Below are 12,297 nucleotides of genomic sequence, written 5' to 3' on the forward strand. Positions count from 1 at the left end.
CGGACACTCCCAGTGCTGCTCGGGGTTCTCCCGTCGATCGCTACGGAGCGTGACGGTACGGGGAATGCGACACGTGGTCAAGTGGTCGTGACCCTACCGTTGGGGAGCGTCCGGGAAGTTATCGCCATTTCGTGGTGCTGATCCGGTGGTCAGCGGCCGCCGTCCATCGGCCCGGTGACCACTGGTAACGTGGCGTGAAGCCCCGGCCCAGGTCCGTTCCCGCGGTCCGGCCGGAGGTGCCCGACATCCTTTAACGACCCGTCCCGTGAGGCGGGGAAGGAGGTCCGCCGTGGCATACCCACCGGCTGCCCGCTCGTCACCACCGCGACAACCCTCGGTGAAGGTGATCCTCGCCAGCGCCGACGTGCAACGCGTGGTCGACCGCATCGCCCACCAGATCCTGGAGAAGACCCAGGGCGCCGCCAACACGGTGCTTCTTGGGATTCCCACGAGAGGGACCCCCCTCGCTCGGCGGCTCGCCGACCGGATCAGCACCTTCGAGGACGTCGACGTTCCCGTCGGTGTGCTCGACATCACCCTCTACCGCGACGACCTGCGCCGGCACGCCACCCGCGCGGTCGGCCCGACCGAGTTGCCGTCCGGTGGCATCGACGGCAAGCGAGTCATCCTCGTCGACGACGTGCTGTTCTCCGGCCGCACCGTCCGGGCCGCACTCGACGCTCTCAATGACGTCGGCCGCCCGGCTTCCGTGCAGCTCGCGGTCCTGGTCGATCGCGGTCACCGGGAGCTGCCGATCCGCGCCGACTACGTCGGCAAGAACATCCCGACCTCGCTCGCCGAGAGCGTGAAGGTGACGCTCGCCGAGATCGACGGCGTCGACGAGGTCAAGCTGTACGGGGGAACCGCCTCATGATCAAGCATCTGCTCTCCGGCGCGGACCTGGACGCCGCCACCGCCACCGAGATCCTGGACACCGCCGCCGAGATGGCCACCGTCGCCGGCCGGGAGATCAAGAAACTGCCGGCGCTGCGCGGCCGGACCGTGGTGAACCTCTTCTACGAGGACTCCACCCGTACCCGGATCTCGTTCGAGGCGGCGGCGAAGCGACTCAGCGCCGACGTGATCAACTTTTCCGCGAAGGGGTCCAGCGTCACCAAGGGCGAGAGCCTGAAGGACACCGCGCTGACCCTGCAGGCCATGGGCGCCGACGCCGTGGTCGTCCGACACCCCGCCTCCGGCGCCCCGCACCGACTGGCCAACTGGGTCGACGGGTCGGTCGTCAACGCCGGCGACGGCACCCACGAGCACCCCACCCAGGCGCTGCTGGACGCGTACACCATGCGGGCCCGGCTGGGCCGGCTGGCCGGCCTGTCGGTCGCGGTGGTCGGGGACGTCCTGCACTCCCGGGTCGCCCGCTCCAACGTGCTGCTGCTCTCCACCCTCGGCGCGAAGGTCACCCTGGTCGGCCCGCCGACCCTCATCCCGGTCGACATCGTCGGAGCCCTCGCCCCCGGCACCGACGTCTCCTACGACCTCGACTCCGTGCTGCCGAACGTGGACGTGGTGATGATGCTGCGGGTGCAGCGGGAGCGGATGAACGACTCCTACTTCCCCTCCGCGCGCGAGTACGCCCGCCGCTACGGGCTGGACGGCCCTCGGATGCGCCGGCTGCCGGAGCACGCGATCGTCATGCACCCCGGCCCGATGAACCGGGGGATGGAGATCACCCCCGAGGTCGCCGACTCACCCCGCTCCACCATCGTCGAACAGGTCACCAACGGGGTCTCCGTGCGGATGGCTGTCCTTTACCTGCTGCTCGGAGGGAACAACCGGTGAGCGCGTACCTGATCACCAACGTGAGCGTCGTCGGCGGCCCGCCGACCGACCTGCTGATCCGCGACGGCGTGGTCGCCGAGGTCGCCGACGGCCTGTCCGCGCCGGACGCGGCAGTCGTCGACGGCACCGGGCTGGTCGCCCTGCCCGGCCTGGTCGACCTGCACACCCATCTGCGTGAGCCCGGCCGGGAGGACGCCGAGACGGTCGAGTCGGGATCCCGCGCGGCGGCACTGGGCGGTTACACGGCGGTCTGTGCCATGGCCAACACCTCCCCGGTCGCGGACACCGCCGGCGTGGTCGAGCAGGTCTGGCGGCTCGGCCGGGAAGCCGGCCTGGTCGACGTGCAACCGATCGGCGCCGTCACCGTCGGGCTGGCCGGCGAGCGCCTGGCCGAGCTGGGCGCGATGGCCGACTCCGCGGCCCGGGTGCGGATCTTCTCCGACGACGGGCACTGCGTCGCCGACCCGAAGCTGATGCGTCGCGCCCTGGAGTACGTCAAGGCGTTCGACGGGATCATCGCCCAGCACGCCGAGGAGCCCCGGCTCACCGAGGGCGCCCAGATGCACGAGGGCGAGGTCTCCACCCGACTCGGGCTGATCGGCTGGCCGGCGGTCGCCGAGGAGGCGATCATCGCCCGCGACGTGCTGCTCGCCGAACACGTCGGCAGCCGACTGCACGTCTGCCACGTCTCCACCGCCGGCAGCGTCGAGGTGCTGCGCCAGGCAAAGGCCCGCGGGGTACGCGTCACCGCCGAGGTCACCCCGCACCACCTGCTGCTCAGCGACGAGCGTGCGGAGACCTACGACCCGGTCTTCAAGGTCAACCCGCCGCTGCGGACGGCCGCGGACATCGCCGCGCTGCGTGCCGCGCTCGCCGACGGCGTCATCGACATCATCGCCACCGACCACGCCCCGCACGCCGTGGAGGACAAGGAGTGCGAGTGGGCGTACGCCCGGCCGGGGATGCTCGGTCTGGAGACGGCCCTGTCCATCGCGCTCGACGTGCTCGGCCCGGAGTGGGACCTGATCGCCGAGCGGATGTCGCGTACCCCCGCCCGGATCGCGGGGCTGACCGGGCACGGCGTCGACCCGGCACCCGGCGTGCCGGCCAACCTGACAGTGATCGACCCGGCCGCCCGCCGCACCATCGAACCGGCGGAGCTGGCCAGTCGCAGTCGCAACACCCCGTACGCCCGCATGACGCTGCCAGGTCGCATCGTGGCGACCTTCCTGCGTGGCGAGCCGACGGTCCTGGACGGAAAGGCAGTCAAGTAATGGCCAAGCGCAGGCCCGCGATCCTCGTGCTCGAGGACGGGCGCACGTTCCCCGGTGAGGCGTACGGCAGCGTCGGGGAGACCTTCGGTGAGGCGGTCTTCAACACCGGCATGACCGGTTACCAGGAGACGCTCACCGACCCGTCGTACCACCGGCAGGTGGTGGTGCAGACCGCCCCGCACATCGGCAACACCGGCGTCAACGGCGAGGACGACGAGTCCGGCCGGATCTGGGTGGCCGGCTACGTCGTGCGCGACCCGGCCCGGATCGGCTCGAACTGGCGCGCCACCGGCGGCCTGGAGGACCGGCTCGCCACCGAGGGTGTGGTGGGCATCAGTGGGGTCGACACCCGGGCGCTGACCCGGCACCTGCGTGAGCGCGGCGCCATGCGGGTCGGCATCTCCAGCATCGACAGCGACCCGCAGAGCCTGCTGACCCGGGTACGCCAGGCGCCGCAGATGACCGGCGCGGACCTGTCCGCCGAGGTGACCACCGCCGAGCCGTACGTCGTCGAGGCGCTCGGCGAGCACCGGTTCACCGTGGCGGCGCTGGACCTCGGTATCAAGCGCAACGTGCCCCGCCGGCTCGCCACGCGCGGCGTGACCACCCACGTTCTGCCGGCCTCGTCGACGATCGACCAACTCCTCGCCACCGGCGCCGACGCGATCTTCCTGTCGCCCGGCCCGGGCGACCCGGCCACCGCCGACGCCCCGGTGGCGCTGGCCCGGGAGGCGCTGCGCCGGGAGGTGCCGCTGTTCGGCATCTGCTTCGGCAGCCAGATCCTCGGCCGGGCGCTCGGCTTCGGCACCTACAAGTTGGGCTACGGCCACCGGGGCATCAACCAGCCGGTGCTCGACCGGGCCACCGGCAAGGTCGAGGTGACCAGCCACAACCACGGCTTCGCGGTCGACGTGTCGGGCCGCGAACCGCAGCTCGGCGCGGTCGACGTGTCGGGCCGCGAACCGCAGCTCGGCGCGGTCGACGTGCCCGGTGTGGGCACCGGCGCGGTCGTCCCCGACCAGGTGATCGACACCGATTTCGGCGGCGTCCAGGTGTCGCATGTCTGCCTCAATGACAACGTGGTCGAGGGGCTGCGGGCGGTCGACGTGCCCGCCTTCACCGTGCAGTACCACCCGGAGGCGGCGGCCGGCCCGCACGACGCGGACTACCTGTTCGACCGCTTCGCGGAACTGATCGAAGGCCGGACCCACAGCAAGGGGCGCAGCAATGCCTAAGCGGACCGATCTCAAGCACATCCTGGTGATCGGCTCCGGGCCGATCGTCATCGGGCAGGCCTGCGAGTTCGACTACTCCGGCACCCAGGCGTGCCGGGTGCTGCGCAGCGAGGGGATCCGGGTCAGCCTGGTCAACTCCAACCCGGCGACCATCATGACCGACCCGGAGTTCGCCGACGCGACCTACGTCGAGCCGATCACACCGGAGTTCGTGGAGCTGGTCATCGCCAAGGAACGCCCGGACGCGATCCTGGCGACCCTCGGTGGGCAGACCGCGCTGAACACGGCGGTCGCCCTGCACGAGGGCGGCATTCTGGAGAAGTACGGCGTGGAGTTGATCGGCGCGAACATCGACGCCATCAACCGCGGCGAGGACCGGCAGCTGTTCAAGGAGATCGTGGCGAAGGCCGGCGTACGGCTGGGTGTCGACGACCCGACCGGCCTGGTGCCCCGCTCCCGGGTCTGCCACTCCATGGAGGAGGTCGAGGCGACCGTCGCCGAGCTGGGTCTGCCGGTGGTGATCCGGCCCTCGTTCACCATGGGTGGCCTGGGTTCCGGCATGGCGCACACCCCGGAGGACCTGGCCCGCATCGCCGGCGACGGCCTGGCCGCCAGCCCGGTGCACGAGGTGCTCATCGAGGAGAGCGTGCTCGGTTGGAAGGAGTACGAACTCGAACTGATGCGCGACCGGCACGACAACGTGGTGGTGGTCTGCTCGATCGAGAACCTCGACCCGATGGGCGTGCACACCGGCGACAGCGTCACCGTGGCCCCGGCCATGACGCTCACCGACCGGGAGTACCAGCGCCTGCGTGACCTGGGCATCGCCGTGCTCCGCGAGGTCGGGGTGGACACCGGCGGCTGCAACATCCAGTTCGCGGTCAACCCGGTCGACGGCCGGATCGTCGTGATCGAGATGAACCCCCGGGTGTCCCGTTCGTCGGCGTTGGCGTCCAAGGCGACCGGCTTCCCGATCGCGAAGATCGCCGCGAAGCTGGCCATCGGTTACACCCTCGACGAGATCCCCAACGACATCACGTTGAAGACCCCGGCGGCGTTCGAGCCGACCCTGGACTACGTGGTGGTGAAGATCCCCCGGTTCGCGTTCGAGAAGTTCCCCGGCGCGGACCCGGAGCTGACCACCACGATGAAGTCGGTGGGCGAGGCGATGAGCCTCGGGCGCAACTTCACCGAGGCGCTGAACAAGGCGATGCGCTCGATGGAAACCCGATCATCTGGTTTCTGGACCACTCCGGACCCGGAGGGGGCCAGCCGGGAGAACACTCTCGCCGCGCTGCGGATCCCGCACGACGGGCGCTTGTACACCGTCGAGCGGGCGCTGCGCCTCGGCGCGTCGATCGCCGAGGTCGCCGAGGCCTCCGGCGGGATCGACCCGTGGTTCCTCGACCAGATCGCCGCGCTGATCGAGCTGCGCGCGGAGATCGTGGACGCGCCGGTGCTCGACGCCGACCTGTTGCGGGTGGCGAAGCGGGCCGGCCTGTCCGACCGGCAACTCGCCGCGCTGCGCCCGGAGCTGGCCGCCGAGGACGGCGTACGGACCCTGCGGCACCGCCTCGACGTGCGTCCGGTCTACAAGACGGTGGACACCTGCGCGGCCGAGTTCGAGGCGACCACGCCGTACCACTACTCGACGTACGACCTGGAGACCGAGGTCGTACCGTCGAACCGGCCGAAGGTCCTGATCCTGGGCTCCGGCCCGAACCGGATCGGCCAGGGCATCGAGTTCGACTACTCCTGCGTGCACGCGGTGCAGGCGTTGCGGTCGGCCGGTTACGAGACCGTCATGGTCAACTGCAACCCGGAGACCGTCTCCACCGACTACGACACCGCCGACCGGCTCTACTTCGAGCCGCTGACCTTCGAGGACGTCCTGGAGGTCTGGCACGCCGAGGACTCGTCCGGCCGGGCGGCCGGCGGGCCGGGCGTGGTCGGGGTGGTCGTGCAGCTCGGCGGTCAGACCCCGCTGGGGTTGGCGCAGCGGCTCAAGGACGCGGGGGTGCCGATCGTCGGCACCTCGCCGGAGTCGATCCACCTGGCCGAGGAGCGGGGCGCGTTCGGCGCGGTGCTGGCCCGGTCCGGGCTGCGCGCGCCCGCGCACGGCATGGCCACCTCCTACGACGAGGCCAAGACGATCGCCGACGAGATCGGCTACCCGGTGCTGGTCCGGCCGTCGTACGTGCTGGGCGGGCGGGGTATGGAGATCGTCTACGACGACCCGACGCTGCGCGACTACATCGGACGGGCCACCGACATCTCCCCGGATCACCCGGTGCTGGTGGACCGGTTCCTCGACGACGCCATCGAGATCGACGTGGACGCGCTCTGCGACGCCGACGGCGAGGTCTACATCGGCGGTGTGATGGAGCACATCGAGGAGGCCGGCATCCACTCCGGCGACTCGTCCTGCGCGTTGCCGCCGATCACCCTCGCCGGCTCGCACCTGGCCGAGGTCCGCCGCTACACCGAGGCCATCGCACGTGGCGTCGGCGTCCGTGGCCTGCTCAACGTGCAGTACGCGCTCAAGGACGACGTGCTCTACGTCCTGGAGGCCAACCCGCGGGCGTCGCGGACCGTTCCGTTCGTCTCCAAGGCGACGGCGGTGCCGCTGGCCAAGGCGGCGGCCCGGATCGCGCTCGGCGCCACCATCGCCGAGCTGCGCGCCGAGGGCCTGCTGCCGGCGACCGGTGACGGGGGCACGATGCCCGCCGACGCGCCGGTCGCCGTCAAGGAGGCGGTGCTGCCGTTCAAGCGTTTCCGGACCCGCTCCGGCAAGGGGATCGACTCGCTGCTCGGGCCGGAGATGAAGTCGACCGGTGAGGTGATGGGCATCGACACCAACTTCGGGCACGCGTTCGCCAAGAGCCAGTCGGCCGCGTACGGCTCGCTGCCGACCGCCGGGAAGATCTTCGTGTCGGTGGCCAACCGGGACAAGCGCGGCATGATCTTCCCGATCAAGCGGCTGGCCGACCTGGGCTTCGAGATCGTCGCGACCGCTGGCACGGCCGAGGTGCTGCGTCGGCACGGCATCGCCTGCGAGCAGATCCGCAAGCACTACCAGGCGGGTGAGGGAGACGACGCGGTGTCGCTGATCGGCGGCGGCCACGTCGCGCTGGTGATCAACACGCCGCAGGGCTCGGGTGCCAGCGCCCGTTCCGACGGCTACGAGATCCGCAGTGCGGCCGTCACCGCGGACATCCCCTGCATCACCACCGTCCCCGGGGCCGCCGCGGCCGTGATGGGCATCGAGGCGCGGATCCGGGGCGACATGCGGGTGCGCCCCCTGCAGGACCTGCACGCCACCCTGCGGGCGGCCCAGTGACAGTGTTCGAGCGGGTCGTACGACCTCGGTTGTTCCGCCTCGGCGGCGGGGACGCGGAGGCGGCGCACGAGTGGACACTGCGGCGGTTGGCCACTGTGTCGCGGCATCCGGCCGCGCTGGCCGCGCTACGGGCCCGGTACGCGGTCGACGCGCCGCGCACGGTGTTCGGCGTGCGGTTCCCCAACCCGGTCGGGTTGGCCGCCGGCATGGACAAGGACGGCGCCGCGCTGCCGGCGTGGCCGGCGCTCGGCTTCGGCTTCGTCGAGGTCGGCACTGTCACCGCGCACGCCCAGCCGGGCAATCCCCGGCCGCGGCTGTTCCGGCTGCCGGCCAGCGAGGCGGTGGTCAACCGGATGGGCTTCAACAACGCCGGTGCCGCCGCGCTGGCCGCCCGGCTGGCGGCGCTGCCGCGCCCGCTCGGGGTGCCGCTGGGCATCTCGCTGGGCAAGTCCAAGGTGACCCCGCTGGACGAGGCGGTCGAGGACTACCTCGCCTCGTACCGGGCGCTGCGCGGGCACGGCGACTACTTCGCGGTGAACGTGTCCTCACCGAACACGCCGGGCCTGCGCTCGTTGCAGGACCGCGCCCACCTGGACGCGCTGCTCGGCGCGCTGGTGGGGGAGAAGCCGGTGCTGGTCAAGATCGCCCCTGACCTGACCGAGGCGGCGATCGCCGAACTGCTGGAGGTCTGCCTGGCCCGAGGCGCCGCCGGGGTGATCGCCACCAACACCACGCTGTCCCGCGACGGGCTCGCCGCCGTGGACGCCGACCGTGGCGAGCAGGCCGGTGGTCTCTCCGGTCGACCGTTGACCGGCCGCGCCCGGGAGGTGGTGGCCTTCGTGCATCGCGAGACCGGTGGTCGGCTGCCCATCATCGGGGTCGGTGGGGTGCTCGACCCGGACGACGCCACTCGGATGTTCGACGCCGGAGCCTCCCTGGTGCAGCTCTACACCGGCTTCATCTACCGGGGCCCGGCCCTGGTCCGGGCTGCCGCCCGGGCGAGTGCCACGGCGGTGACACCGGATCCGGTCGCCGGCCGGTGACCGCACGCGGCGAGGTGCCGGCCCGGCCCGACCCGGCGCCGAGCCGGCTCCGCGCCAAGGAGACCACCCCTGCTACGGGCCCTTTGCTCTGCACCCGCGGATGCACCACAGCCAACACTCGGTTGCTCTGCACCCGCGGGTGCACCACCACCGCCCGGTTGCTCTGCACCCGTCGGTGCACCACCACCGCCGGAGCCCGACATTCGGCCGACGCGGGTCGCGCCCTGAGGTGTCGCGCCCTGAGGTGTCGCGCCCGCGGGTGCAGAGCAAGGGCGGCGACGGAGCGGCCCGACCGGCCCAAGGACGACCGCCGTCCGGCCGGTTCGCGCCCCGAAAGGAGTACGCGTGACCCCCGAGGAGATCCTGGCCGTCGACCGGGACCACGTCTGGCATCCGTACGCGGCACTGCCGCCGGCGAACCCGCCGTACGTGGTGCGCAGCGCCGAGGGCGTACGCCTGCGGCTGGCCGACGGCCGTGAGCTGGTGGACGGGATGTCGTCGTGGTGGGCGGCGATCCACGGGTACCGGCACCCGGTGTTGGACGCGGCGGTCACCGACCAGCTCGGACGGATGAGCCACGTGATGTTCGGCGGGCTCACCCACGAGCCCGCCGTGCAGCTCGCCCGCACCCTGGTCGAGCTGACGCCGGAGGGCCTGGAGCACGTGTTCCTGGCCGACTCCGGGTCGGTGAGCGTCGAGGTGGCGGTGAAGATGTGCCTGCAGTACCAGCGGGCCGTCGGGCAGCCGCAGCGGCGTCGGTTGGCGACCTGGCGGGGCGGCTACCACGGTGACACGTTCCACCCGATGAGCGTTTGCGACCCGGAGGGCGGGATGCACCACCTCTGGGGCGACGTGCTGCCCCGACAGGTGTTCGCCCCGGTGCCGCCGGGCGGCTTCGACGACCCACCCGACGACGCGTACGTGGCGGCGCTGGTGGAGACCGTCGAGCGGTACGCCCACGAACTGGCCGCCGTGATCGTCGAGCCGGTCGTCCAGGGCGCCGGCGGGATGCGCTTCCACCATCCGGGTTACCTCCGGGTGCTGCGTGAGGTGACCCGCGCCCACGGAGTGCTGTTGATCTTCGACGAGATCGCCACCGGGTTCGGCCGTACCGGTGCGATGTTCGCCGCCGAGCACGCCGGGGTGACCCCGGACGTGCTGTGCGTGGGCAAGGCGCTCACCGGGGGCTACCTGACGCTCGCGGCGACGCTCTGCACGCCGGAGATCGCCCGGGGCATCTCCGCCGCCGGTGTGCTGGCGCACGGACCCACGTTCATGGGCAACCCCCTGGCCTGCGCGGTGGCCAACGCCTCCATCGGTCTGCTCCGGGCCGGAGACTGGGCGGGGCAGGTCGCCAGGGTCGGCGCCGGCCTGCGCGCCGGCCTGGAGCCGCTGCGCGGTACGCCGGGTGTCGCCGACGTGCGGGTGCTCGGCGCGATCGGGGTGGTCCAGTTGGATCACGAGGTCGACCTCGGCGCGGCCACCGCCGCCGCGGCCGGACAGGGGGTGTGGCTGCGCCCGTTCCGCGATCTTGTCTACACGATGCCGCCGTACGTCACCGACGACGCCGACCTGGCCCGGATCGCTGCCGGCGTGGCGGCGGCCGTGGCGGCCGGCTGAACCCACTGGTACATCCCGGGAGGCGCGTCGCCGCCCGGGAGAGAAGAGAGGAAGCACCGGATGGAGAGCTTCGGAACCCGGCTGCACCGGGCGGTCGCCGAGCGGGGGCCGCTCTGTGTGGGCATCGACCCGCATCCCGGTCTGCTGGCCAGTTGGGGTCTCGCCGACGACGTCAAGGGTCTTGACCGCTTCACCCGGACCGTCGTGGAAGCCCTCGGTGACCGGGTTGCGGTGGTCAAGCCTCAGTCGGCCTTTTTCGAGCGTTTCGGGTCCCACGGCGTGGCCATTCTTGAGTCAACTATCCGACAGTTGCGCGATGCCGGCTCGCTCGTTCTGCTCGACGTGAAGCGCGGCGACATCGGCTCGACGGTGAGCGCGTACGCCTCCGCGTACCTCGATCCATCCAGCCCTCTGTATGTCGACGCGGTCACCGCGAGCCCCTACCTCGGCGTCGGTTCGCTGGCCCCGATGTTCGAGTTGGCCGCCGAGCACGGCGGCGGGGTGTTCGTACTGGCTCTCACCTCCAACCCCGAGGGGGCGGCCGTGCAACGGGCCCGTACGGCCGACGGTCGCACCGTGGCGCAAACCGTGATCGACGAGATTTCCCAGCTCAACAGTGGTGCGACCCCGCTCGGCAGCTTCGGTCTGGTGGTCGGGGCGACCATCGGCGACACCGGTCACGACCTCTCCGGCGTGGGGGGTCCGCTGCTCGCCCCGGGCCTCGGTGCGCAGGGTGCCGGGGCCGCCGATCTGCGGACCGTCTTCGGTTCGAGCCTCGCCTCGGTGCTCCCGTCGTACTCCCGGGAGGTGCTCTCGGCGGGCCCCGACGTCGCTGCCCTGCGGGCCGCCGCGGACCGGGTGTTGGCCGACTGCCGGGCCGTCCTGCCTGCCCGCTGACTGACTGACGGGTCGGTCACTTTCCGTTGATCATGGGCCCCCCACGTTGCCGAAAGCTCCGTTGACCGCTAGTTTTCCCCGCGCTGGGAACCACGGACCCCTTGGTTCACAGCGACACCACGTTTCACAGATGCGGCGGTGCGCCCCGCCCGCCGCGATAGGGACCTGAGGAGAACTGGTGCCGCTCCCGTCACTGACCCCCGAACAACGCGCTGCCGCGCTCGAGAAGGCCGCGGAGATCCGCAAGGCCCGTGCTCAGCTGAAGGAGCAGCTCAAGCAGGGCAAGACCACCCTCGGTGCTGTCCTTGAGCGCGCCGAGAGCGACGACGTCGTCGGCAAGCTCAAGGTTTCTGCCGTCCTGCAGGCCATGCCGGGCATCGGCAAGATCCGGGCTACCCAGATCATGGAGAAGCTCAAGATCGCCGACAGCCGTCGCCTGCGTGGCCTCGGCGAGCAGCAGCGCAAGGCACTGCTTGGAGAGTTCGCCGCCAACTGAACCTGGCAGCGTGTAGAAACAAGCAGTGAGCACGGATGACGAGGCGCGCCCGGCGGCTCGGCTCACTGTCCTGGCTGGACCTTCGGGTTCCGGCAGGGAGAGTGTCGTCGAGCTCGTCCGGGCGCGTTCTCCGTCCGTGTGGTTGCCCGTGCCGGCGACCACACGGCCGCGCCGCGAGTCGGAGATCGACGGGGTTGACCGCGTCTTCCTCGCCCCGGCCGAGTTCGACCGCCGGCTCGTCGCGGGCGAGCTGCTGGAGTGGTCCCGGATCGGCTCGTACCGCCGGGGCACCCCGTATCCACCGCTGCGTGCCCGGCTCGACGCCGGGCAGCCGGTGTTGCTCCCGCTCGACCTGCCCGGCGCTCCGCTGGTGCGCGCGCGCCTGCCGGACTCCCGGCTGGTGCTGCTGAGCCCGCCCGGTTACCGCCCCGACGCCCAGGTGGCGGCGGCCTTCGAGCACACGCTGACGCACGACCTCACCGAGCGGGTCGTCGAAGAGCTGGTAGGCTTACTCGGTTCTTCTTATCCGGATCCGACCTGGTCGCGCGTGCGCGGCTGACGGTCGGCCGCTGTTGAGACTCAGCACCGCGTCCGC

At 71.5% G+C, this 12,297-nt stretch carries 10 protein-coding genes; all 10 read left to right on the top strand.

Going from position 1 to position 12,297, the window contains the following annotated elements:
* Positions 1 to 289 precede the first annotated feature (289 nt).
* The 10 genes from pyrR (at position 290) to O7614_RS13290 (ending at position 12,261) form a co-directional block, all read left to right on the top strand.
* Positions 290 to 874, top strand: a complete 585-nt coding sequence (gene pyrR, locus O7614_RS13245) for a bifunctional pyr operon transcriptional regulator/uracil phosphoribosyltransferase PyrR (protein WP_278138752.1) — start codon at positions 290 to 292, stop codon at positions 872 to 874.
* Positions 871 to 1,797: an aspartate carbamoyltransferase catalytic subunit gene (locus O7614_RS13250; protein WP_278138753.1), complete on the top strand. Its 927-nt coding sequence runs from the start codon at positions 871 to 873 to the stop codon at positions 1,795 to 1,797. The genes pyrR and O7614_RS13250 overlap by 4 nt, the downstream gene beginning before the upstream one ends.
* Positions 1,794 to 3,071 (top strand): dihydroorotase, encoded by a 1,278-nt coding sequence (locus O7614_RS13255; protein ID WP_278138754.1) that lies wholly within the window; start codon positions 1,794 to 1,796, stop codon positions 3,069 to 3,071. Before O7614_RS13250 ends, O7614_RS13255 begins: the two co-directional genes overlap by 4 nt.
* Positions 3,071 to 4,306 carry a glutamine-hydrolyzing carbamoyl-phosphate synthase small subunit gene (gene carA / locus O7614_RS13260; RefSeq protein ID WP_278138755.1) on the top strand — a complete coding sequence of 412 codons (1,236 nt, stop codon included), beginning with the start codon at positions 3,071 to 3,073 and terminating at the stop codon, positions 4,304 to 4,306. The genes O7614_RS13255 and carA overlap by 1 nt, the downstream gene beginning before the upstream one ends.
* The gene (carB, locus tag O7614_RS13265) at positions 4,299 to 7,646 is read left to right on the top strand and encodes a carbamoyl-phosphate synthase large subunit (RefSeq protein ID WP_278138756.1); all 3,348 of its coding nucleotides are present in this window, start codon (positions 4,299 to 4,301) and stop codon (positions 7,644 to 7,646) included. Before carA ends, carB begins: the two co-directional genes overlap by 8 nt.
* The gene (locus O7614_RS13270; protein ID WP_278138757.1) at positions 7,643 to 8,689 is read left to right on the top strand and encodes a quinone-dependent dihydroorotate dehydrogenase; all 1,047 of its coding nucleotides are present in this window, start codon (positions 7,643 to 7,645) and stop codon (positions 8,687 to 8,689) included. The genes carB and O7614_RS13270 overlap by 4 nt, the downstream gene beginning before the upstream one ends.
* Positions 8,690 to 9,034: 345 nt before the next feature.
* Positions 9,035 to 10,309 carry an adenosylmethionine--8-amino-7-oxononanoate transaminase gene (locus tag O7614_RS13275; protein ID WP_278138758.1) on the top strand — a complete coding sequence of 425 codons (1,275 nt, stop codon included), beginning with the start codon at positions 9,035 to 9,037 and terminating at the stop codon, positions 10,307 to 10,309.
* Between the two features lie 60 nt (positions 10,310 to 10,369).
* A complete protein-coding gene (pyrF, locus tag O7614_RS13280) occupies positions 10,370 to 11,206 on the top strand; it encodes an orotidine-5'-phosphate decarboxylase (RefSeq protein ID WP_278138759.1) in 837 nt (278 codons plus the stop codon).
* Positions 11,207 to 11,384: 178 nt separating this feature from the next.
* Positions 11,385 to 11,702 carry an integration host factor, actinobacterial type gene (mihF, locus tag O7614_RS13285; protein ID WP_030335662.1) on the top strand — a complete coding sequence of 106 codons (318 nt, stop codon included), beginning with the start codon at positions 11,385 to 11,387 and terminating at the stop codon, positions 11,700 to 11,702.
* Between the two features lie 25 nt (positions 11,703 to 11,727).
* Positions 11,728 to 12,261 (top strand): guanylate kinase, encoded by a 534-nt coding sequence (locus O7614_RS13290; protein WP_145783699.1) that lies wholly within the window; start codon positions 11,728 to 11,730, stop codon positions 12,259 to 12,261.
* Positions 12,262 to 12,297 lie beyond the last annotated feature (36 nt).

The sequence above is a fragment of the Micromonospora sp. WMMD961 genome (genome assembly GCF_029626145.1).
GTDB lineage: Bacteria > Actinomycetota > Actinomycetes > Mycobacteriales > Micromonosporaceae > Micromonospora.

Coding starts and splice junctions, on each gene's coding strand:
- carA (WP_278138755.1), top strand. CDS start 3,071: ATGGCCAAGCGCAGGCCCGCGATCCTCGTGCTCGAGGACGGGCGCACG.
- pyrF (WP_278138759.1), top strand. CDS start 10,370: ATGGAGAGCTTCGGAACCCGGCTGCACCGGGCGGTCGCCGAGCGGGGG.
- O7614_RS13250 (WP_278138753.1), top strand. CDS start 871: ATGATCAAGCATCTGCTCTCCGGCGCGGACCTGGACGCCGCCACCGCC.
- carB (WP_278138756.1), top strand. CDS start 4,299: ATGCCTAAGCGGACCGATCTCAAGCACATCCTGGTGATCGGCTCCGGG.